This is a genomic window from Marinibaculum pumilum, assembly GCF_042646425.1.
Taxonomy (GTDB): domain Bacteria; phylum Pseudomonadota; class Alphaproteobacteria; order Ferrovibrionales; family Ferrovibrionaceae; genus Marinibaculum; species Marinibaculum pumilum.
In genome coordinates this window covers 1-21,034 of the sequence record NZ_JBHRTR010000019.1, presented here as the reverse complement: position 1 = coordinate 21,034, position 21,034 = coordinate 1, and the positions used below count along the sequence as shown (strand labels likewise).

Annotated in this window: 20 protein-coding genes; 6 read left to right on the top strand and 14 right to left on the bottom strand. The window is 70.3% G+C overall.

Translation table 11 applies throughout. The features are described 5' to 3' along the window. Positions 1–1,194: 3-deoxy-D-manno-octulosonic acid transferase (locus ACFOGJ_RS06950; protein ID WP_379899117.1), on the bottom strand; the 1,194-nt coding region annotated here is incomplete at its 3' end. A 116-nt stretch (positions 1,195–1,310) separates the two neighbouring features. Here ACFOGJ_RS06950 and ACFOGJ_RS06945 point away from each other — a divergent pair. Then, a complete protein-coding gene (locus ACFOGJ_RS06945; protein WP_379899116.1) occupies positions 1,311–1,919 on the top strand; it encodes a dTDP-4-dehydrorhamnose 3,5-epimerase family protein in 609 nt (202 codons plus the stop codon). Here ACFOGJ_RS06945 and ACFOGJ_RS06940 read toward each other — a convergent pair. From ACFOGJ_RS06940 to ACFOGJ_RS06880, 13 genes are all read right to left on the bottom strand, one after another. Beyond that, positions 1,910–2,848 (bottom strand): NUDIX hydrolase, encoded by a 939-nt coding sequence (locus ACFOGJ_RS06940; protein ID WP_379899115.1) that lies wholly within the window; start codon positions 2,846–2,848, stop codon positions 1,910–1,912. The genes ACFOGJ_RS06945 and ACFOGJ_RS06940 overlap by 10 nt on opposite strands. A 10-nt stretch (positions 2,849–2,858) precedes the next feature. Continuing rightward, a complete protein-coding gene (gene asnB / locus ACFOGJ_RS06935) occupies positions 2,859–4,832 on the bottom strand; it encodes an asparagine synthase (glutamine-hydrolyzing) (RefSeq protein WP_379899114.1) in 1,974 nt (657 codons plus the stop codon). Between the two features lie 41 nt (positions 4,833–4,873). Beyond that, positions 4,874–5,218, bottom strand: a complete 345-nt coding sequence (locus ACFOGJ_RS06930) for a hypothetical protein (protein WP_379899113.1) — start codon at positions 5,216–5,218, stop codon at positions 4,874–4,876. Between the two features lie 158 nt (positions 5,219–5,376). Then, the gene (locus ACFOGJ_RS06925; protein ID WP_379899111.1) at positions 5,377–5,655 is read right to left on the bottom strand and encodes a hypothetical protein; all 279 of its coding nucleotides are present in this window, start codon (positions 5,653–5,655) and stop codon (positions 5,377–5,379) included. 382 nt (positions 5,656–6,037) lie between these two features. Then, positions 6,038–6,385, bottom strand: coding sequence for a HesB/IscA family protein (locus ACFOGJ_RS06920; protein ID WP_379899110.1), 348 nt, complete (start codon positions 6,383–6,385; stop codon positions 6,038–6,040). A gap of 112 nt (positions 6,386–6,497) precedes the next feature. After that, a complete protein-coding gene (locus ACFOGJ_RS06915; protein WP_379899109.1) occupies positions 6,498–6,890 on the bottom strand; it encodes a DUF59 domain-containing protein in 393 nt (130 codons plus the stop codon). Then, positions 6,887–8,134: a cysteine desulfurase gene (locus tag ACFOGJ_RS06910; protein ID WP_379899108.1), complete on the bottom strand. Its 1,248-nt coding sequence runs from the start codon at positions 8,132–8,134 to the stop codon at positions 6,887–6,889. Before ACFOGJ_RS06910 ends, ACFOGJ_RS06915 begins: the two co-directional genes overlap by 4 nt. Next, positions 8,127–9,470, bottom strand: coding sequence for a Fe-S cluster assembly protein SufD (gene sufD / locus ACFOGJ_RS06905; RefSeq protein ID WP_379899107.1), 1,344 nt, complete (start codon positions 9,468–9,470; stop codon positions 8,127–8,129). Before sufD ends, ACFOGJ_RS06910 begins: the two co-directional genes overlap by 8 nt. Before the next feature lie 4 nt (positions 9,471–9,474). Continuing rightward, positions 9,475–10,227, bottom strand: a complete 753-nt coding sequence (gene sufC / locus ACFOGJ_RS06900; protein WP_449288577.1) for a Fe-S cluster assembly ATPase SufC — start codon at positions 10,225–10,227, stop codon at positions 9,475–9,477. A gap of 38 nt (positions 10,228–10,265) precedes the next feature. Next, positions 10,266–11,726 carry a Fe-S cluster assembly protein SufB gene (gene sufB, locus ACFOGJ_RS06895; protein WP_379899106.1) on the bottom strand — a complete coding sequence of 487 codons (1,461 nt, stop codon included), beginning with the start codon at positions 11,724–11,726 and terminating at the stop codon, positions 10,266–10,268. Positions 11,727–11,738: 12 nt separating this feature from the next. Then, entirely contained in the window at positions 11,739–12,236 is a 498-nt protein-coding gene (locus ACFOGJ_RS06890; RefSeq protein WP_379899105.1) for an SUF system Fe-S cluster assembly regulator, read from the bottom strand. A 445-nt stretch (positions 12,237–12,681) separates the two neighbouring features. Beyond that, positions 12,682–13,710 carry a TIGR03619 family F420-dependent LLM class oxidoreductase gene (locus tag ACFOGJ_RS06885; protein ID WP_379899104.1) on the bottom strand — a complete coding sequence of 343 codons (1,029 nt, stop codon included), beginning with the start codon at positions 13,708–13,710 and terminating at the stop codon, positions 12,682–12,684. An 84-nt stretch (positions 13,711–13,794) separates the two neighbouring features. Then, positions 13,795–15,405, bottom strand: a complete 1,611-nt coding sequence (locus tag ACFOGJ_RS06880) for a class I adenylate-forming enzyme family protein (RefSeq protein WP_379899103.1) — start codon at positions 15,403–15,405, stop codon at positions 13,795–13,797. A gap of 265 nt (positions 15,406–15,670) precedes the next feature. On the opposite strand from ACFOGJ_RS06880, the gene ACFOGJ_RS06875 reads away from it, so the two are divergent. The 5 genes from ACFOGJ_RS06875 (at position 15,671) to ACFOGJ_RS06855 (ending at position 20,905) form a co-directional block, all read left to right on the top strand. Beyond that, on the top strand, positions 15,671–17,260 hold the full coding sequence (locus ACFOGJ_RS06875; protein ID WP_379899102.1) for an APC family permease: 1,590 nt from the start codon (positions 15,671–15,673) through the stop codon (positions 17,258–17,260). Positions 17,261–17,262: 2 nt separating this feature from the next. Further along, positions 17,263–18,858 (top strand): APC family permease, encoded by a 1,596-nt coding sequence (locus ACFOGJ_RS06870; RefSeq protein ID WP_379899101.1) that lies wholly within the window; start codon positions 17,263–17,265, stop codon positions 18,856–18,858. Between the two features lie 5 nt (positions 18,859–18,863). Continuing rightward, a complete protein-coding gene (locus ACFOGJ_RS06865; RefSeq protein ID WP_379899099.1) occupies positions 18,864–19,613 on the top strand; it encodes a phytanoyl-CoA dioxygenase family protein in 750 nt (249 codons plus the stop codon). 83 nt (positions 19,614–19,696) lie between these two features. After that, the gene (locus ACFOGJ_RS06860; RefSeq protein ID WP_379899098.1) at positions 19,697–20,158 is read left to right on the top strand and encodes a hypothetical protein; all 462 of its coding nucleotides are present in this window, start codon (positions 19,697–19,699) and stop codon (positions 20,156–20,158) included. An 18-nt stretch (positions 20,159–20,176) separates the two neighbouring features. After that, entirely contained in the window at positions 20,177–20,905 is a 729-nt protein-coding gene (locus tag ACFOGJ_RS06855) for a hypothetical protein (protein WP_379899097.1), read from the top strand. Positions 20,906–21,034 lie beyond the last annotated feature (129 nt).

The following is a 21,034-nucleotide window of genomic DNA, read 5'->3' as shown; positions in this document are numbered from 1 at the left end:
GGCATAGGCCCCGGCGGCCCGTGCCACCGCCGCCGCCTCGGCGGAGAGCAGTGCATCGACGGCCGCCGGAAGCGCCGCCGCTTCGGGCACCGGCCGGGCACCGCCGCAGGCCGCAAGACCGGCCGCCAGTTCCGTGAAATTATCCATATGCGGACCGTGCAGGATGGCGCAGCCCAGCCGCGCCGCCTCCATCGGGTTCTGCCCGCCATGCGGCACCAGCGAGCCGCCGATGAAGGCGACCGGCGCCAGCCGGTACCACAGGCCCAGCTCGCCGATCGTGTCGGCGATGTAGAGCGGCGCCGCACCCGGCCGGTCACCGGCACTGCGCAGGCCGCAGGCGATGCCGGCGGCGGCGAAGGCGGCGGCAAAGGCCGGCCCGCGCGGCGGGTGCCGCGGCACCACCAGGGTGAGCAGGCCGGGATGCCGTTCCGCCAGCGCGAGGTGCGTGGCGGCGATTGCCGCCTCCTCCCCCGGATGGATCGAGGCGGCCAGCCAGACGGGTCGGCCGGCCAGGCCTGCCTGCAGTGCGGCCAGGGCATCCTCGTCGGCCGGCAGTGGCGGGGCGGCCCATTTCAGGTTGCCCAGGGCGCGGACATCAGGCGCGCCCAGCGCCCGCAGCCGCGCCGCATCCTCCGCCGACTGGGCATGGCAGAGCCGCAGGCCGCCCAGCAGCGACCGGATCGGCGAACCCGGCCGCTGCCAGCGCCGTGCCGAGCGCGCCGAGACCCGGCCCTGCAGCAGCAGGCAGGGCATCCGTGCCTGCGCCGTGGCCATCAGCCCCGGCCAGAACTCCGATTCCGTCCAGATTCCCAGGTCGGGCCGCCAATGGTCGAGGAAGCGGCGCACCGCCTGCGGCACGTCGACCGGCACGAACTGGTGGCGCACGGTTGCCGGCAGCAACGGCGCCAATGCCGATGCCGATGTCACCGTACCTGTGGTCAGCAGGACGTTCAGGTCGGGCCGCTCCGCCGCCAGGCGGTGCAGCAGCGGCAGCACCGCCATCCCCTCGCCCACGCTGGCGCCATGCACCCAGGCGAGCGGGCCGCCCGGCCGCGCCGCCCCCGCCCGGCCCCAGCGTTCCGGCAGCCGCACCGGATCCTCCTTGCCGCGGCGTGCACGGGCGGTGAGCAGCCGCCGCACCGCGGGTGTCGCCAGCCAGCCGATGCCGCGCCACAGATGAATCGCCGGATGCACGTCCCTGCCCGTCTCCCCGCGGCTCTTTGCGCCGGCCGCCCGCGCTTCTTGCCCTCTGCCGCCACGGAGGGCAAGAAGCGCGGGCGATCATCACGCAGATGCGGAGGCAAGCAGGCATGACCATCGAACGGCCGGCCGGGGAAGAACCGCGGGGCACGGTGACCGAGGGGCTGGAGATCCGCAGCCTGGAGATCCCGGACGTGAAGGTCTTCCGGGCGCCGAAGAAGAGCGACAGCCGCGGCTGGGTGATGCCGAGCTATTCCATGAACGGGCTGCGCGCCGCCGGCATCGATTTCGTTCCGCTGCACGAGAACCACTGCTATTCGCCGAAGCGCGGCACGATGCGCGGCTTCCACTACCAGCTGCCGCCCTACGACCAGGGCAAGCTGATCCGGGTGACCCGCGGACGGATGCTGGACGTGAATGTCGACCTGCGTCGCAGCTCGCCCACCTTCGGCCGCTACGTGATGGCGGAGCTGGACCCCGACGGCTGGAACCAGATCCTGGTACCGCCGGGCTTCGCGCACTGCTACTGCACCCTGACCGACGATTGCGAGACGATCTTCAAGCTGGACCGGGAATTCGCCCCCGGCCATGCCCGCGGCCTGGCCTGGAACGACCCGGACCTGGACATTCCCTGGCCGATTCCCGCCGACGAGGTGATCGTGCTGCCGCGCGACCTGGACCGGCCGCGCTTCTCGACGGTGACCGAGTTCTACGACTGACCGCCCTGCAGCGGCCCGTCCCAGGGCCCGCGGACATGCAGGCCCTGGATGATCCGCAGGTAGTCGGGATGCCCTTCCAGCGCGCCGTGGCGGGCCAGGAAGTCCAGCGCCACCAGGGCGCAGTCGAACTTGAAGATGCGGGGCGCCTGCAGGCGCTCCATCACCTCCGGCAGGGTCAGCAGCTCGAACCCCTCCACCTCGCCGTCGCGGTTCTCCGGCCGGAAGCCGGGCGGCAGTTCCAGGTCGAAGATGAAGACCGCGCCCGGCACCAGGTTCCAGTCGAACTGCAGGCAGTAGGAGATCGAGCTGACCTGCCGCAGCCGGCCGGCCAGCGCGCCGTCGATGCCCGCCTCCTCCGCCGCCTCTTCCTCGGCCGCGCGGCGCGGCGCGGTGCCGGAGGCCAGGAAGCCGGCGGCGATCTGGTCCAGCAGGCCCGGATGGTGCGCCAGGTCGCGGGACCGGCGCGCCAGCCAGAGCCGGATCGCGCCGTCGGGCCCGCGGGTGAAGCCGTTGACATGGACGCCGCGCACCTTGACGCCGAGCAGGCCGTGCGCCGCCCGTTCCACGTCGAACAGGACCGGCCCGTCCCAGTCGGCGAGGACCGGCGCCGGCTCCCCGGTCCAGCGGCCGAAGCCGCGGCGGTCGCGGTCGTAGAGGGCCCGCATCGCCGCATCCAGCGCGGCGGTCACTGCCGCCGACGGCATGCCGGGTCGGCCCAGCCGGAGGACATCGCCATCGGCGGCAAACAGCTCGCGAAAGGATTCGAGTCGCGGCGCCACCGCACGGTGCACCGCACCGACCCGCAGCGCCATGCCCTGTGCGTCGAACGCCACCAGCGGGCGGAACTGGCCCATGTCGAACCGGTTGCAGTCGACGATCCGGCCATAGAGGCCCTGCGCGCGCCCGTCATGCCCCAGCCCGGCCGTCATGCCCGCCCTCTCAGGCGGCCCAGCGGCGGCGCCAGGCCTCGAACATCAGCACGCCCCACAGCTGATACTGCCAGTTGCGCCGGCCGCTCTGATGCTCCGCCAGCCGCGCGCGCACCAGGTCGCCGTCGATCATGCCGCCGGCATCCAGGCTCTGCGGCGACAGCAGGTCTTCCGCCCATTCCCGCAAGGGACCGCGCAGCCAATGTTCGATCGGCACGGCAAATCCCATCTTCGGCCGGTCGGTCAGTGCGGGCGGCACGTGCTGCGCCAAGACCTGCCGCAGGGCCCATTTCGTCACCCCGCCCCGGATCTTGAAACGCTGCGGCAGGGCCCAGGCCGCCGCCACCACGTTGTGGTCGAGAATCGGCACCCGCGCTTCCAGCCCGACCGACATGCTGGCCCTGTCGACCTTCGCCAGGATGTCGTCCGGCAGGTAGTGGCCGGTATCGCGCAGCATCATGCGTTCCGTCAGGTCGGACAGCGGCGGCGCATGCGGCGGCGCGGCGGTCGGTGCCTCCCCGACCAGGCCGGGCAGCAGCGGCGGTTCCTGCCAGACCCGGATCAGCTTCTCGTACAGGTCGTCGCCATCGACGAAGCCGATGATCCGGGCCAGCTTGTGCAGGCGGTCGCCGAACAGACGCGGCCGATGCCGGGCCGGCAGCAGCCCTGCGGCACGGCTCCAGGCCTCCGGCGGCAGCGCCTGGATCCCGGCGCCCATCGCCCGGCGCAGGCCGGCGGGCAGGCGGCCCAGGCTGCCGGCGAGCCGCGCCACCAGCGCATAGCGGGTATAGCCGGCGAAGACCTCGTCGCCGCCATCGCCGGACAGGGCGACGGTGACCGACCCCCGCGCCAGGCGGGAGACCAGGGTGGTGGGCAGCTGCGAGGCGTCGGCGAACGGCTCGTCGAAGCTTTCCGGCACGTCCGGCACCAGGTCCAGCGCGTCCTGCGGACCCAGATAGAGCTCGTGATGGTCGGTGCCCAGATGGCCGGCGATCGCCTTCGCCTGCTCCGCCTCGTTGTAGCCGGGAATGTCGAAGCCGATGGTGAAGGTCTTCACCGGCCGGGGGCTCTGCGCCTGCATCAGCGCCACGATTGTGGAGGAATCGACGCCGCCGGACAGCAGCCCGCCCAGCGGCACGTCGGCGACCATCCGGAGGCGCACCGCCTCCCGCAGCGCGGCGTCAATGCCGGCCACCGCTTCGGCATCCTTCATCTGCGGATCGCGGCCGGCGCGCGCACCGGCGACAACCGCATGCAGGTCCCAGAAGGGTTGCGGACGGGCGTCGCGATCGCCTGGATGAGCCAGCCGCAGCCAGGTGCCCGGCGGAAGCTTCGCGAAGCCCTGCCAGATGCACAGAGGCGCGGGGATGTAGTTGAAGCGGAAAAAGGCGTCCAGCGCCTGCGGGTCGATCCGGCCCTGCCAGCCTTCCGCCAGGGTGAAGGCGCCGGGCTGGGAGGCGAACAGGAACAGGTCGCCGCCCGAAGCGGTCGTCGCCGGCCAGCCATAGTACAGCGGCTTGATCCCCAGCCGGTCGCGGGCCAGGGTCAGGCTGCGGTCCTTCCGGTCCCACAGCGCGATGGCGAACATGCCGACCGCCTGCCGCAGGCAGTCCGCCATGCCCCATTCGGCGATGCCGGTCAGCAGCACCTCGGTATCGGAATGGCCGCGGAAGCGGTGGCCCAGCGCGGCCAGCCGGTCGCGCAGGACGGCATAGTTGTAGATCTCGCCGTTATAGGTCAGCAGGTAGCGGCCGCAGGCGCTTTCCATCGGCTGCCGCCCGGCATCGGACAGGTCGATGATCGCCAGCCGCCGATGGCCCAGCGCGATGCCGGCCGCCGGGTCGGCCCAGATGCCGTCGCCGTCCGGCCCCCGCCGGCTGAGACGGCTTGTCAGCCGGCCGATATTGCCCCGGTCGTCCGCCCCGTCCGGCCCGTCGGCCGGCACCAGGCCGCCCCGGCGCCAGAGGCCCGCAATGCCGCACATTCAGGCGGAGCCCTGCCGGCGCGACGTCGGGGGTCTCCACCTCAACGGATCACATCCAGGCGCATCTGCGGCCGTTCCTCCGCCAGGCTGCGGGCGACGCGGCTGCATTCGAAGCGCGCCTCCACCGGCGAGAACAGCGAGCAGCGGTCCAGGTTGACCGCGTTGCGGATCAGGCGCGGGCCTTCGCAGACCTCCCTGACCTGCCGGCGCAGGTCCTCGACGCTTTCCGCATAGCGGTTGTAGCAAAGGCTGAGCTGCCCGGGGCCCGACTTGGACATCTGCGGCGCAACGAAATAGGCGCTGACCGGATCCGCGCTGCCGCCGCAGGCCGCCGGCAGGAGGGCAAGGAGAAGGGCCGCACCGATCGCGACGCCGCTGCGGCGCAAGGCGGCAGCGCCCCCGAAGCGTGGGGTGCGGCTGGATCTGCGAAGGGAAGGTCGGGCGCTCACGGCCGGATCATTCAGGCAAGCGCCACCGGCGTCAATCGGCTGCTGCCGGGCGCCCCGGTCGTCGGATGGCGGCTGCGGACCGGCGCCCCGCCGGATCAGTCGCTGCGAGACGACTCCGAGGGCTGCTCCCCCGTCTTCAGGATGGCCTCGCGTTCCTGCGGCGCCAGGCGCACCGCCAGCGCGATCAGGCTCTCCGCCTCCGTCGGCGCGCTGCGCAGCGCCGCGGTCAGGGCCTGGGTGACCCGCCGCGGATCGGCTGCCACCGCCCCGCGCAGGAACCGCTCGGCCGCGCTTTCTTCAACCCGCCATGGCTCGCTCACGGCGATGTCTCCCTGCTGCCGCACGCTGGACCCGCGGGGTTCCTGGTAGTTCATGGCCGGGTATCCCGCTCCACTGGTCACGTTCCGCACCTCTGACAGCCTCAGGGCACAACATTTGTCTGTCGCAGTTGAATGACGACCGCAGAGTCCGGTCGCCTCGACCCTGGGCTGAAGACCGGATCAGCATCGGGCCGCTACCCTTAATGAAGGGTTACACGAGGGGAAAAATGCGACGGACCTGCCGCGATCGCGCAGGGCAGAGCCGCCGTCCACGAAATCTCAACGATTCCGGGATATGGCCACCATCGGCAAGCAGGGACCACGGCCTGCCGGCGCGGGGCGCAGGCCCCGCGGGCAGGTCACATGGCCGCGATGGTGCGGGAGTGCCGCGGCGCCGGCGGCGCGACACAGAAAGACAAGCGGGGCCGGAGCCGGTCTACACGTGGAAGGATTCGCCGCAGCCGCAGCGGCCCTTCTCGTTCGGATTCCGGAACACGAAACCGGATTCGAACTTGTCGTCGACATAGTCGATTTCGGTGCCGAACAGGAACATCTGCGCCTGCACGTCGATCAGCAGGGTGATGCCCTTGTCCTCGACCACCTCGTCCAGCGGCTTTTTCTCGGTGGCATATTCCATCTCGTAGGACATGCCGGAACAGCCGCGCTTACCCACGCCGATGCGCAGGCCGATCATCGGCGCATCGCCGTCCTGGCGCCGCGCCATCAGCTCCTTCACCCGGCTCGCGGCCGCCTCGGTGATTCGCATTGCCTGGGGGGACGCCATGCGGGCCACTCCCTTCCTTGCCACTGGGCCGGCCGGCACATGCCGGCGGGCCATCAAGAACTCCAGCCTTCCTAGATAGGAACGCTTCTCACGAAGTCGAGGGGCGGCCGGCCTACAGGAAGCCGAGTTCCAGCCGCGCCGCCTCGCTCATCATCTCCGGCGTCCAGGGCGGTTCCCAGACCAGGTCGAGCCGGACATCGCTGACCCCTTCCAGGCCGCGCAGGCGGGCCTCGATCTCCGCCGGCATGGTCTCCGCCACCGGGCAGTGCGGGGTGGTCAGGGTCATCACCACCTCCACCAGGCCCTCGGTGTCGGCCGCCACGTTGTAGATCAGGCCCAGCTCGTAGATGTTGACCGGGATCTCCGGGTCGTAGACGTCGCGCAGGGTGTCGATCACCCGCATCTCCAGGTCGCGGTCGGCAGCCGCATTGCCGCCTGCCGCCGGGTTCGTCGCTTCCGCCATCTGCGTCCCCATTCCCTCCGTCGTCCGGCCGCCGTCCGTCATCCGAAAATCTCCGAGACCTTTGCCAGCGCCGCCACCAGGGCATCCACATCGTCGCGGCCGTTATAGACACCGAAGCTGGCGCGCACGGTGCCCGGGATCTCCAGCCGCTCCATCAGCGGCTGCGCGCAGTGATGGCCGACCCGCACCGCGACACCCTGGCGGTCCAGGATGGTGCCGACATCGTGCGGATGCGCGCCTTCCATCAGGAACGACACGACACCGGCCTTGTCCGGCGCGGTGCCGATCAGCCGCAGGTTGTTGAACTGCCCCAGCTGCCGGTGCGCATAGGCCAGCACGTCGGCCTCGTGCGCGGCGATCCGTTCCCGCCCCAGGCCGGTGACATAGTCCAGCGCGGCGGCGAGTCCAATGGCGCCGACGATGTTCGGGGTGCCGGCCTCGAACTTGTAGGGCAGGTCGTTGTAGACCGTCTCGTCGAAGGTGACGGAGAGGATCATGTCGCCGCCGCCGATCCAGGGCGGCATCTTCTCCAGCATCTCCTTCCGGCCGTAGAGCACGCCGATGCCGGACGGGCCGTACACCTTGTGGCCGGTGAAGACGTAGAAGTCGACGTCCAGGGCGCGGACGTCGACCGGCATGTGCTGCACCGCCTGGCTGCCGTCGACCATCACCGGGATGCCGCGCGCCTTCGCCATCGCCACCACCTTCTCGATCGGCACAATCGTCCCGAGGGCGTTGGCGACATGGGTGATCGAGATCAGCTTCGTGCGCGGCCCCAGCAGGCCCTCCAGCGCGTCGAGGTCCAGCACGCCGCGCTCGTCGATCGGCGCCACCTTCAGCACGATGCCGGCGCGGTCGCGCAGCAGCTGCCAAGGCACGATGTTGGAATGATGCTCCATGTGGGAGATCACCACCTCGTCGCCGCGCTCCAGCATCGACCCGAAGGCATTGGCGACCAGGTTCAGCGCCTGGGTGGCATTGCCGGTGAAGATCACCTCCTCCACGGCGCCGGCATTGATGAAGGCGCGCACCGTCTCCCGCGCGCCCTCGTACAGGTCGGTGGCCTTCTGGCTCAGCTGGTAGACGCCGCGATGCACATTGGCATAGCTGTGCTCGTAAGCGTCCCGGATCGCGTCCAGCACCGCCTGCGGCTTCTGCGCACTGGCACCCGAATCCAGAAACACCAGCCGGTTGCCGTAGATCCGCTCCTGCAGGATCGGGAAGTCGCGGCGTACCGCCTCCAGGTCCAGCGGCCGATCGGTCGTCAGGTTTGCCGCCTCACTCATCACTCGTCTCCACCATCCGGTGCAGGCGCCGCTGCAACGCGTCGCCGGCCGCCGCCCGCCAGGCGGGATCGGCGATGCCCTCGACGATCTCCGCGGCGAAGGCATCGATCAGCAGGTTGCGGGCCGCTGCGGCGCCGATGCCGCGGGCACGCAGGTAGAACAGCGCATCCTCGTCCAGGTCGCCGATGCTGGCGCCATGGCTGCAGGCCACGTCGTCGGCCAGGATCTCCAGCTCCGGCTTCGCGTCGGCCACCGCCTCGTCCGACAGCAGCAGCGCGCGGTGCAGCTGGTGCGCGTCGCTCTTCTGCGCCCCGGGCGCCACCGCGATGCGGCCCTGAAAGACCGCATGGCCGTGATCGTTCGCGACGGCACGGTAGTGCTGATTGGAACGGCAATGCGCCGCGTCGTGCGCCACCCGCAGGGTGCTGTCCAGATGGTCCCGTCCGGCGGCCAGGTTCAGCCCGTCCAGCCGGCAGGACGCGCCCTCGCCCGCCAGGCGCATATCGATCTCGTCGCGCACCAGGTCGCCGCCCAGGGCGATCGCCGTGCCCTCATAGGCGGAAGACGCCGCCAGCCGGCCGCGCAGGAAGGCGGTACGCAGGGCATGGCCCTTGCCGCCGCCGATCCGCAGGTGCGACAGCCGTGCCTTCGAAGCCAGCTCGATGTCGATCAACAGGTTCGCCCAGCACGACCGGTCGGCCGCCGACAGGTGCAGTTCCACGACGGTCAGCGTGGCCCCCTCGCCCAGGCGCAGGCGATGCCTTAGATGGTGCACCGGCGCCGCGCCCGACGACAGGTGCAGGATGACCAGCGGCTGCGCCGGTGCTGCGCCCGCCGCCACCTCGATCAGGAGCCCTTCGCCGGCAAAGGCCTGGACCAGGTTCGGCACCGTGGCCTCGCCACCGCCCGGCAATGGCTTCAGCAGGTCGGCCAGCCCGGCCGGCGCCTCGGAAAGACGCGACAGCGATACGCCTTCGGGCAACGCGCCGCGGCCCAGATCCGGGCACCAGGCCCCGTCAAGCAGGGCGAGGACGGAGGCACCGTCCAGCGGCCAGCCCGCCAGCCGGTCGGTCCAGTCGCCTGCCGACGCGGGTGTGGCCGCGACCTGCGGCACGATCCGCCCCAGCGGATGGGTGGAAGTGAACTTCCAGTCCTCCACCCGCCGGTTCGGCAGGCCCAGAGCGTCGGCCGCGGCAAAGGCAGCCGCACGCTGCGCCGCGGCGGCGGGATCGTCATGGCCGGGCAACTGCCGGTGGACGTCCGCCCAAAGGGCACGGAAGCCCTCGGGCAGCTGCGCCTCGCCGGCGGCGGGATGGCTGTCGGTCTGCATGTTCATCGCTTCAGGCCGCCGCCTCGATCGTGGCATAGCCTTCGGCTTCCAGCCGGGCGGCCAGTTCCGGCCCGCCGGAGGCGATGATCCGGCCGCCGGACAGGACATGCACCTTGTCCGGCACGATATAGTCCAGCAAGCGCTGGTAATGGGTGATCACCAGCATCGACCGGCCGGGATCGCGCAGCGCGTTCACGCCGTCGGCGACGATCTTCAGCGCGTCGATGTCCAGGCCGGAATCCGTCTCGTCCAGGATTGCCAGGCGCGGTTCCAGCATGGTCATCTGGAACACCTCGTTGCGCTTCTTCTCGCCGCCGGAGAAACCGGCATTCACCGCGCGCGACAGGAAGTCCTTGTTCATCCCCAGCCGCTTCATCGCGTCCTTCGCGACCTTCAGGAAGGCGCCGGCATCCAGTTCCTCCTCGCCGCGATGCTTGCGCACCGCGTTGACGGCGGAGCGCAGGAAGGTGCCGTTGCCGACCCCGGGGATCTCCACCGGGTACTGGAAGGCCAGGAACAGCCCCTCGCGGGCGCGCTCCTCCGGCTCCATCGCCAGCAGGTCCTTGCCGTCGAAGCTGGCGCGGCCCTCCGTGACCTCATAGCCGTCGCGGCCGGCCAGCACATAGGACAGGGTGCTTTTGCCGGAGCCGTTCGGCCCCATGATCGCATGCACCTCGCCCGCCGGGACCGACAGGTCCAGGCCCTTCAGGATCTCCTTGCCGTCGACGGTGACGTGCAGCTTCTCGATATCCAGCAAACCCATGATCCGAACTCTTTTCTTGTGTGTGCGGGCGCGCGGCTTCAGCCGACGCTGCCTTCCAGGCTGACCGAAAGCAGGGCGCGTGCCTCCACCGCGAATTCCATCGGCAGCTTCTGCAGCACCTCGCGGCAGAAGCCGTTGACGATGGTGGAGACGGCCTCCTCCTCCGACAGGCCGCGCTGGCGGCAGTAGAACAGCTGGTCGTCGCTGATCTTGGAGGTCGTCGCCTCATGCTCGACCTTCGCGCTGCGGTTCTTCACCTCGATATACGGCACGGTATGGCCGCCGCAGCGGTCGCCGATCAGCAGGCTGTCGCACTGGGTGTAGTTGCGGGCGTTCTCCGCCTTGCCCTGGATCCGCACCAGGCCGCGATAGGTGTTCTGCGCCGCCCCGGCGGAAATCCCCTTGGAAATGATCGTCGACCGGGTGTTCCGGCCGATATGGATCATCTTGGTCCCGGTATCGGCCTGCTGGGCGTTGTTCGTCACGGCGACGGAGTAGAACTCGCCCACCGCATTGTCGCCCTGCAGGATCACCGACGGGTATTTCCAGGTGATCGCGGAGCCGGTCTCGACCTGGGTCCAGGAGATCTTCGAATTGTCGCCGCGGCAGGCGCCGCGCTTGGTGACGAAGTTGTAAATCCCGCCCTTGCCGTTCTCGTCGCCCGGATACCAGTTCTGCACCGTGGAATACTTGATCTCCGCGTCCTTCAGCGCGACCAGTTCCACCACCGCGGCATGCAGCTGGTTCTCGTCGCGCTGCGGCGCGGTGCAGCCTTCCAGGTAGGAGACGTAGGACCCCTCGTCGGCGACGATCAGGGTGCGCTCGAACTGGCCGGTCTTCGCCTCGTTGATGCGGAAATAGGTCGACAGCTCCATCGGGCAGCGCACCCCCTTGGGCACGTAGACGAAGGTGCCGTCGGAAAAGACCGCCGAATTCAGGGTGGCGTAGTAATTGTCGGAGATCGGCACGACGGAGCCGAGATACTTGCGCACCAGCTCCGGATGCTCCTTCACCGCCTCGGAGATGGAGGAGAAGATGACGCCGGCCTCCGCCAGCTTCTTCTTGAAGGTGGTGGCGACGGAGACGCTGTCGAATACCGCGTCGACCGCCACGACGCCGGCCAGCAGCTTCTGCTCCTGGATCGGGATGCCCAGCTTCTCGTAGGTGCGCAGCAGTTCCGGGTCGACCTCGTCCAGGCTCTGCGGCCCATCCTCGGGGCGCTTCGGCGCGGCGTAGTAGTGCAGGTCCTGGAAGTCGATCTTCGGATAGTCGATCTTCGCCCAGGTCGGTTCGCGGTCGGCTTGCGCGAAGAACTGCTCCAGCGCCTTCAGCCGCCATTCCAGGAGCCATTCGGGCTCCCCCTTCTTGGCGGAGATGAAGCGCACCGTCCCCTCGTCCAGGCCCTTCGGCGCCAGGTCGGATTCGATGTCGGTGACGAAGCCGTACTTGTACTTGTTCAGCTGCTCGACCGTCTCGACGGTCTGGACATTCGCGGGCATCGATACGGTTCCTTACGCGGGACGCACTGCACTGGGGGAAGGGCCGGCCGGGTGCTTCGGTTCCGGCCGCAGCTGCGGCGCGGGCTCGCCGACCGGCGCGCCGAAGGACAGCGGCAGGGAGATGTCGGCCAGGGTCATGCCGTTCAGCGCGCCGATCACGGCCGCGGCGACCTGGTGCAGGCCGCGCCGCGACGGGCAGAGCTTCTGCACCTCGCAGGCATTGCCGGCGGCCACCTGGCAGTCGGTCAGCGCGATCGGCCCGTCGATCGCCTCGATGATCTCCGTCACGCTGACCTGGTGCGGGTCGCGCACCAGCCCGTAGCCGCCCTTCACGCCGCGGATCGAACTCACCACCCCGCGCCGCGACAGCATCGCCAGCACCTTCGACACGGTCGGCGCCGGCAAGCCGGTCTCCGCCGAGAGGTCGTGGGCGGTCCACAGCCGGCCGCGGTCCGCGGTCATCTGGGTCAGCAGCACGATGGCATAGTCGGCCAGGCGGCTCATCCGCATGGCGCACTCCTTCCGATCCAAATCCGGAGCGGATCGCTCCGGTTTCGAGCCGGAAATTAGAGCAAATCGCTCAGGTATCAAGAGGCCCAAGAATCTCCGTCGCCCTCGGCCCCCGAGCCTACGGCATTCACACATCTCGTCAGCGGAGCCAGAGCAGCCCTGCGGTTCTACCCTTTTTGCCGTCATCCTCGGGCCTGACCCGAGGATCGTGGCAAGGCGGTGAAGCTGCGCGGCGTCCCTGTCCCGTCATGCCCCTCGGGTCAAGCCCGAGGGCGACGGCAACAGGGAGGCACGTCGAAGAGAAAAGAGTATGTGAATCCCGTAGGCCCCCGAACCGAGGGCCCCAGCGCCGGCGTCAACGCTGCTCCGCCCTGCAGCCTTGCCGGCCCGTCGCGCTCCTCGGGTCAGGCCCGAGGAGGACGGATGCAATGGTGTGGTGTCGCCGTCAGTCCACCTGCAGCCATTCCCCCGCCGGCGCGAACTTGCGCGCTTCGGGGATCACCTCGGCGCCGAAGCGGCGGATCTGGTCCTCCAGTTCCGCCAGTTCGCCGGACGGGCATTCGAACATGCAGACGACCAGGGAGTAGCCCGCCTTCGCGAAGCGCTCCAGGTCCTCCAGCACCTGCTCGGCAGTGCCGGTGCAGGTGCGGCGCGGCCGCTCTTCCGACTGCGGGTCGCCGGCATCGGTGATGCGGGCGCTGGCGGCGCAGGTCATGGTGAAGCCGGCGGGGTCGCGCCCCAGCTTCTCCGCCTCGCGGCGGATCTCGTCCTGCAGGGGCGCGAAGCGGTCCGGCTCCGCATGGGCGTCCAGGAACAGGGGATAGAAGCCGGTGCAGAGGCGGATCGCCCGCCGCGCGCCGAAGGGCGTGTTGCCGCCATAGACGATCGGCGGGTGCGGCCGGGTCACCGGCTTCGGGTCCATCGAGACGTTGGCGAAGCGGTAGAACTCGCCGTCATAGGCGACGACTTCGTCGGTCCAGGACCGCTTGTAGATCTCGATGCATTCCTTCAGCCGGCCGTTGCGCTCCTCGAAGGGCACGCCGACGGCGGCATATTCCTCCTGCATCCAGCCGGCGGCCACGCCCAGCATCAGCCGCCCGCCGGACAACTGGTCGACGGTCATGAACTGGCGGGCGTCGCTGAGCGGATCGCGATAGGGCGAGATCAGGCAGGAGGTGCCGAGCTTCAGCCGGCTGGTGCGCACCGCCACCGCCCCCATGCAGACCGCGGCGTCCAGCATGTTGTGCCGCGGCTGGTAGGCGCGGGTGCCGGACTGGTTGGCGGTGTGGAAGCTGTCGGAATCGATGGTCATGCAGACATGGTCGGGAAACCAGAGCGAATGGAAGCCCTGTGCCTCCGCCAGTTCCGCGACCTGCACCGGCCGCATCTGGTCCACCGGCGTCTGCATCAGGAAGATGTCGGTATCGTCCCGGTTCGCCTGCCCGTGGGTGTTCGCATAGAGCCCGATCTGCATGACCGCCATCCCTCCCGTGCGCGCTTGGGAGAGCCTAGCCCCGTATGCGGCGACAGGTCGATACCGCCGACAGTCTCCTTGGCGTCAGCCCTTCCCCGCCGCCTCCAGCTCCGCTGCCACCATCGCCCGCAGGTCGGTCTTGAGGATCTTGCCGTTGGGGTTCCGCGGCAGGGCGTCCGGCAGGAAGGTGATGTTGTCCGGCACCTTGTAGTCGGACAGCCGCTCGGCGCAGAAGCTGCGCAGCTCGGCGACCTCGACCCCGCCATCCTTCGGCACCACGAAGGCCTGCACCCGCTCCCCCAGGACGGGGTCGGGGCGGGCGACGACGGCGCATTCGACCACCGCCGGGTGGTGGGACAGCACGTTCTCCACCTCCGCGGAGAAGACCTTGTAGCCCGCGCGGTTGATCATGTCCTTCACCCGGTCGTGGACATGGACATAGCCGCCTTCGTCGATGCGGCCGATATCGCCCGACTTCCAGTAGCCGTGCAGGAAGGACTTCGCGTCGGCCTCCGGATTGTTCCAGTAGCAGGGCACCACCATCGGCCCGGCGATCCACAGCTCACCCGACTGCCCGCGCGGCACCTCGTTGCCGTCCTCGTCCATCACCAGGATGTCGGCGCCGGGCAGCGGCTGGCCGACGGACGCCGTGTGCTCCGGGGTATGGCCGAGCGGCATCAGGGTGGCGGGGGAGGTCGTCTCGGTGGAGCCGTAGGCGTTCATCAGTTCCAGATTGGGCAGGATCTTCGCCAGCCGCGCGATCGTCGCCTCCGGCATCGGCGCGCCGCCGAAGGAGCCGACCCGCCACTGCGCCAGGTCGAAGCGCTCGAACTCCGGGTCCAGCAGGCAGAGATTGTACATCGCCGGCACCAGGATGCCGACGGTCATCCTGACCTTCTCCGCCCGCTCCAGGAAGGCGCGGGCCTTGAAGGCCTGCATCATCACGGTGTGGCCGCCGATATTGACCATGTTGACCAGGATCGCGACCAGGCCGGTGACGTGGCTGGCCGGCACCGCCAGGATCGTCACGTCGCCGGGGCGGGCCTGCCAGGCATGGGCGAAATGCACGGCGGAAGAGACGATGCTGAAATGGGTCAGCACCGCCCCCTTCGGCTTGCCGGTGGTGCCGGAGGTGTAGAGCAGGGTCGCCGGATCGTCCTCGTGGATGGTGACGGCCGGCGGCGCCGGGGCGTCGCGCAGCAGCGCGGCATAGCCGTCGCTGTCCAGGGCATAGACCAGGCGCAGGTCGGGCAGCGCCTTCAGGTCCGGCAGGTGCGGTTCCATGTCGGGCTGGTAGACCAAGGCGGCGGCGCCGCATTGCCGCAGCTCGAACGCCGTCTCCGGCGCGCGGTGGCGGATGTTCATCGGCACGGCGATCGCGCCCAGCCGGTAGCAGGCGAAGCAGAGCGCCAGGAACTCGATCCGGTTGCCGATCAGCAGCGCCAGGCGGTCGCCCTGCTTCAGCCCGGCGGCCGACAGGCTGCCGGCCAGCGCATCGACCATCGCATCCAGGGCCGCAAAGGTCAGGGTGCCGGCAACCTCATCGGTGACGGCATCCTGGCCGGGTGCGCGGGCGGCGGTCGCCCGCAGCATGGCATCCAGGTTCGCCGGCCGATCGCGATAGGCGCGCACCACGCGGCTGCCGTAATGCGTCTCGTGACGCATCGCCCATCGCTCGTCCGTCGCCCAATGCATGCCTGTCTCCTCCCGCCTGTCGATGGCGCCGGGGTCCGGCGCGCGGCGGATTGTTCCAACGCGCCCGCCGGCTTTCAAGGGCGCGGGGCGCAGAGGCGGCACGCCGGCGGCGCATGACCGGCCGGGACGGCCGGCAACCGCAAGGCCCGCAACAGTCGCGTCGCGCCGCCGGCTCCGGTAAGCTGCTCGATCCCGGCCGCAGGCGGCGCATCCGACAAGCTGCCGGACCGGGGCGGGGCTTCATCACGCGGGGGGACCGATGCAGTTGCAGCGCAGGATCGGGCTGGTCGGGCTCACCTTTGCCGCCTTCACCGGCATGGTGGGTTCGGGCTGGCTGTTCGGCCCGATGCTGACCGCGCAGGTCGCCGGCCCGGCGGCCCTGGTCGCCTGGGCGATCGGCGGCGTGGCGATGTTCCTGCTGGCTTTGTCCTTCGCGGAGGTCTCCGGCACCCTGCCGCTGGCCGGCGGGGTCGCCCGCATCCCGCATTTCAGCCATGGCAGCACCACCAGCATGGTGATGGGCTGGTCCGCCTGGATCGGCTATTGCAGCACCGCGCCGATCGAGACGGCGGTGATGCTGCGCTACGCCTCCGAATTCATGCCCTGGCTCTACCTGCCGGGCCATAGCGGCGAGACCGACTTCACCACCATCGGCTGGATCTTCGCCGTCGCCGTGCTGGCGCTGTTCGTCGTGATCAACGCCTTCGGCGTCGCGCTGTTCGCGAAGATCAACAACACCATCACCTGGTTCAAGCTGGCGATCCCGCTGCTGATCGTCGCCGTCCTGCTGATCGACAGCTTCGACGGCAGCAACCTGACCGACCATGGCGGCTTCATGCCCTATGGCTGGGCCGGGGTGATGGCGGCGGTATCGACCGGCGGGGTGATCTTCTCCTTCATCGGCTTCCGCCATGCCATCGACCTGGCGGGCGAGGCGGAGAACCCGCAGGTCAACCTGCCGCTGTCGCTGATGCTGGCGATCCTGATCTCGCTGGTGCTGTACGTGTTGCTGCAGCTGGCCTTCATGGGCGCGGTGCCGGGCGACCTGCTGTCCGGCGGCTGGTCGAAGCTGCATTTCGGCCAGAACCTGGGACCGCTCGCCGGGGTGGCGATGGCGGTCGGCCTGGTCTGGATGTCGTCGATCGTGCTGGCCGGCGCGGTGGTCGGCCCGTTCGGCGGCGCGCTGGTCGCGGTCGGCTCCAACGCGCGGCTGCTCTATGGCATGGCGCGCAACAAGTCGATGCCGCGGAGCCTGGAAAAGCTGTCCGGTTCCGGCGTGCCGATGATCGCGATGCTGGTCAATTTCATCATCGGCGCGGTGATGCTGTTCGTGCCGTTCGAGACCATCGTCGCCCTGAACGGCTCCGCCATCACCCTGTCCTTCGTCGCCGGGCCGATCGCGATCTATGCCTTCCGGCGCGAACTGCCGGACCGGCTGCGGGTGTTCAAGGCGCCCTTCGCCCCGGCGGTGGGGGTGATCGGCATGCTGGTCGTCACCCTGGTGGTCTACTGGTCCGGCTGGCACACGACCAAGATCCTGATCGCCGTGATCGCCGTCGGCATCCTGCTCTATCCGCTGCTGCGCCAGCGCACCGACGGCGAGCCCAGCCACTGGCGCCGCGCGCTGTGGCTGGTGCCCTATCTGGGCGGCCTGGCGCTGCTGTCCTGGCTCGGCAATTTCGGCGGCGGGGAGGAGGTGATCCCCTTCGGCTGGGACCTGCTGGTGGCGCTGGCGCTGGCGGTCATGGGTTTCGTCCTGGCCTTCATGTCGCGTACCCGGCGGCCGGAGCTGCTGGCGATGATCGCGCATCACAAGGTGGACGAGGTGACCCTCACCGACTCCACGCCGTACTGACCATGGCGGGCGCCCCGCCGGGCACCGGGCGGACGCAGACGGAGCGCACGATCGGCCTGGGTGGCCTGACCCTGGTCGCGATTACCAGCATGATCGGCTCCGGCTGGCTGTTCGCGCCGGAACTGGCGGCGCAGGCGGCCGGCCCCGCCGCCCTGGTCGCCTGGCTGGCGGGCGGGATCGCGATGCTGCTCGTCGCCCTGACCTTTGCCGAGGTGGCGGCGATCCTGCCGGTGTCCGGCGGCATCGCGCGGATCCCGGAGGCTGCGCACGGGCCGCTGAACGGCATGCTGATGGGCTGGACCTCCTGGATCGGCTGCACCGCGGTCGCCGCGCTGGAGACCCTGATCCTGCTGCGCTACCTGGCGCCGATCGCGCCCTGGATCTACCAGCCCGGCGAGCATGACGGCAGCGCCGCCTTCCTGACCGCCTGGGGCTGGCTGCTGGCGCTGGCCCTGCTGGCGCTGGTCGGCCTGACCATCCTGTTCGGCGCCCGCCTGTTCGCGCGAGTGAACAACGGCATCACCGTATTGAAGATCGCGCTGCCGGTGATCGTCGCGATCGCACTGCTCGGCACGCAGCTGGACTTCGGCAATTTCACCGCCGGCGGCGGCTTCGCGCCCTTCGGCCTGCCCGGAATCTTCGCCGCCCTGTCCACCGGCGGGGTGATCTTCTCCTACCTGGGCTGGCGCAACGTGGTGGACCTGGCCGGCGATGCCCGCAACCCGCAGGTCACCCTGCCCGCCGCCCTGGCGCTGGGCATCGTTGCTGCGCTGGCGCTCTACGGCCTGCTGCAGTTCGTGATGATCGCCAACATGCCGGCCGACGCCCTGTCCGGCGGCTGGGGCAAGCTGCATTTCGGCGCCGCGCTGGGCCCATTCGCGGCGGTGGCCGCGGCGGCCGGCCTCTTGTGGGTCGGCATCGTCATCCACACCGCCGCCGTGGTGTCCCCCTATGGCACCGGGCTGGGGATGATGGGGGCGGCGACCCGGCTGCTGCAGGGCATGGCGCAGGGCCATATGCTGCCCGCCGCCTTCGCCGTACTGACCCGCCACGGCATCCCGGCGCTGTCGCTGGCGGTGAACCTGGCGCTGGCCACCGGCCTGATGTTCATGCCCTTCGACAGCCTGGTGACCCTGGTGACCGGCACCATCGCCCTGTCGCTGATCAGCGGCCCGGTCGCCCTTCTCGCCTTCCGGCGCGAGCTGCCGGACCATCCGCGGCGCTTCCGCCTGCCCTTCGCCCTGCCGCTCGGCTATCTGGCCGTCTGGATCATCACCCTGCTGATCTACTGGGGCGGCTGGGACACGGTGCGGGTCCTGGCCGGGCTGATCGCGCTCGGCGTCGTGCTGCATCCGGTGCTGCGGCGGCCGGGCGGGCCGCCCAGCCAGTGGCGGCGCTCGCTCTGGCTGCTGGCCTGGCTGGCGGGCCTGGCGGCGCTGTCCTGGATGGGCGGCTTCGGCGGCGGCATGGGCTGGATCCCGTTCGGCTGGGACATCGCGGCGGCGCTGGTGGTGGCCGCGATCGGCACCACCCTCGCCGTCCTCAGCCGGCGGCCGGCCGCCGAGGTTCAGGCCCTGCTGGACGCGCACGGGAGCTGAGGCCGATGGCGCCGGCGCCCGCGATGCTGCCCGCCATGCCGCCCGACATGCTGCACGACGCCGCCGCCAGCCTGTGGCGCCACGGCTATGCCCGCCTGCCCGGCCTTCTGCCGCCACGCCTGCACCGCCCGCTAGCCCGGCGGCTGCTGCAGCTGCGGCAGGCCGGGATCCCGCCGGTGGGGATCTTCCGGGACGACGCCGCCTGGCGGGCAGCCGCACAGGTCATGCCGGTCGCCACCCACTTCCTGGGCTTCCGCTGCGCCATGCTGCCCAACCTCTGGGCGATGGCGCTGCTGCCCGGGCGGCTGGGCAGCCATGGCGGCGCGCGCGGCTGGCCGCCGCATGTGGACTATCAGGGGCTGAGCGCGGTGGACGGCAAGGTGCCCTACGCGGTCTCCCTCTCCTTCTGGCTGGCGCTCAGCGATGCCGGGCCGGACAATGCCTGCATGCATGTCCGCCCGCAGGTCGGCCTGCGTGACGGAACCCCGGTGCACGGCACCGCCATCGCTCTGCCGGCCCGCGCCGGCGACGTGCTGATGTGGCGCCAGGACCTGCCGCACTGGGGCGGACGGATGACCCGGCGGGCGCGCGGGCCGCGACTCAGCATCGCGCTGGAGTTCCAGGATGCCGGCTGGCCGCCGCTGGACGAGCCCCTGCTGGACCCGCAGGCGCCGCCGCCCTTTGCCGAGCGGCTCCGCCTGATCGGCCGGCAGCGGCAGAAGTACCGCCATATCTCCGCGCCCCAGAAACGGTGAACTGTGGCGCCGCCGCCGGCAAGCCGCTACCATCACCGCAGTTGCAATCGTCTGCATCCGATCCACCACCAGGGAGGCCGGCCATGGCGCGCCTGACCGACCTGCCGGAGCCGACCAGGATCCGCCTCACCGAGCTGGAATGCCCGGAATTCGAGACGGCGCCCTGGACGCAGGGCCCGCCGCTGAACCGGCGCCGGGTGGCCATCGTCTCCACGGCAGGTTTGTACCAACGCGGCGAGACGCCGTTCCAGGGCGGCGACGCGGATTTCCGCCGCCTGCCCCACGACGCGCCCGCGGATGCGGTGCTGATGAGCCATGTCTCGGTCAATTTCGACCGCACCGGCTGGCAGCGCGATCCCGAAGTGGTGCTGCCGCGGGCCGGCCTGGACGCGCTGGCGGCCGCCGGCGAGATCGGCGCGGCGGGGGCGAACCACTATTCCTTCATGGGCGCGACCGACCCCAAGGCGATGGCCGAGCAGGCCGCCCGGGTCGCCGCGCAGCTGAGGGCCGAAGGCAGCGACAGCGCCATCCTGATCCCGGTTTGACCCTTCTGTACGCGCGCCGTGGGCGGGCTCGGTCACTACCTGGAAGCGGAAGGCATCGCCACCACGAGCATCAGCCTGATCCGTCTGCACACGGAGAAGAGCCGTCCGCCGCGGGCGCTCTGGGTGCCGTTCGAACTGGGCCGCCCGCTGGGCAATCCCGACGATGCGGAGACCCGACTGCGCGTCCTGCGACATGCCCTGGGGCTGCTGGAGCGTCCCGGCCCGGGACCGATCCTGGAGGACTGGCCGGAAGAGCAGCCGTCGGAGGCGATGGACTGGTCGCCGCCGGCCCTGCCCTGGTCCGGTAATGCGCCCGCCGACCCGGCCGCCTGGCAGGCGGCGCTGCAGGCGGATATCGACGCGCTGCTGCCGCGCTGGACCGCACGCCGGACCGCGTTCGGCCGCACCACCGTCGGCCTGTCCGGCCTGTCGCCGGAAAAGCTTCCGGCCTTCATGGCGCCGTTCGCAGCAGGCGCGCCGCAGGGCGGGGTCAGCGACCTGAAGCAGGCGGCGCAGACCCTGCGCTATGCCGCGGACGACCTGAAGGCCTTCCACCTGGAGGCCGCGGATGACGGTGCCGCCGCGCCGCCGTCGACGGTGCTGGCCAACTGGTTCTGGGATGCGACGGCGGCCGGCGCCTTCCTGCTGCACCTGCGCGAGGTACTGGGCAGTGTCGAGCATCCGCGCCTGAGGACGGTGGGCGCCGGCATGCTGGTGCCCGGGACGCAGCTCGCCCGGCGGTCGTAGGCGTTCCCAGGGTAGGTGGAAACGGTCCTGCATTTCGATATTGTCATCCCGGGCTTATATGAGGCGGCTTGTGTCAAGGCGTTGCCGGTAGATTTGCAGCAGCTTTTTCTGTCGGGCGGGGCGCAGGTC

Excerpts from the sequence above, each read along its gene's own strand:
- ACFOGJ_RS06945 (WP_379899116.1), top strand. The coding sequence starts at position 1,311 with ATGACCATCGAACGGCCGGCCGGGGAAGAACCGCGGGGCACGGTGACC.
- ACFOGJ_RS06940 (WP_379899115.1), bottom strand. The coding sequence starts at position 2,848 with ATGACGGCCGGGCTGGGGCATGACGGGCGCGCGCAGGGCCTCTATGGC.
- asnB (WP_379899114.1), bottom strand. The coding sequence starts at position 4,832 with ATGTGCGGCATTGCGGGCCTCTGGCGCCGGGGCGGCCTGGTGCCGGCC.
- ACFOGJ_RS06925 (WP_379899111.1), bottom strand. The coding sequence starts at position 5,655 with ATGAACTACCAGGAACCCCGCGGGTCCAGCGTGCGGCAGCAGGGAGAC.
- ACFOGJ_RS06920 (WP_379899110.1), bottom strand. The coding sequence starts at position 6,385 with ATGGCGTCCCCCCAGGCAATGCGAATCACCGAGGCGGCCGCGAGCCGG.
- ACFOGJ_RS06915 (WP_379899109.1), bottom strand. The coding sequence starts at position 6,890 with ATGACGGACGGCGGCCGGACGACGGAGGGAATGGGGACGCAGATGGCG.
- ACFOGJ_RS06910 (WP_379899108.1), bottom strand. The coding sequence starts at position 8,134 with ATGAGTGAGGCGGCAAACCTGACGACCGATCGGCCGCTGGACCTGGAG.
- sufD (WP_379899107.1), bottom strand. The coding sequence starts at position 9,470 with ATGAACATGCAGACCGACAGCCATCCCGCCGCCGGCGAGGCGCAGCTG.
- sufC (WP_449288577.1), bottom strand. The coding sequence starts at position 10,227 with ATGGGTTTGCTGGATATCGAGAAGCTGCACGTCACCGTCGACGGCAAG.
- sufB (WP_379899106.1), bottom strand. The coding sequence starts at position 11,726 with ATGCCCGCGAATGTCCAGACCGTCGAGACGGTCGAGCAGCTGAACAAG.
- ACFOGJ_RS06890 (WP_379899105.1), bottom strand. The coding sequence starts at position 12,236 with ATGCGGATGAGCCGCCTGGCCGACTATGCCATCGTGCTGCTGACCCAG.
- ACFOGJ_RS06885 (WP_379899104.1), bottom strand. The coding sequence starts at position 13,710 with ATGCAGATCGGGCTCTATGCGAACACCCACGGGCAGGCGAACCGGGAC.
- ACFOGJ_RS06880 (WP_379899103.1), bottom strand. The coding sequence starts at position 15,405 with ATGCATTGGGCGACGGACGAGCGATGGGCGATGCGTCACGAGACGCAT.
- ACFOGJ_RS06870 (WP_379899101.1), top strand. The coding sequence starts at position 17,263 with ATGGCGGGCGCCCCGCCGGGCACCGGGCGGACGCAGACGGAGCGCACG.
- ACFOGJ_RS06865 (WP_379899099.1), top strand. The coding sequence starts at position 18,864 with ATGGCGCCGGCGCCCGCGATGCTGCCCGCCATGCCGCCCGACATGCTG.
- ACFOGJ_RS06860 (WP_379899098.1), top strand. The coding sequence starts at position 19,697 with ATGGCGCGCCTGACCGACCTGCCGGAGCCGACCAGGATCCGCCTCACC.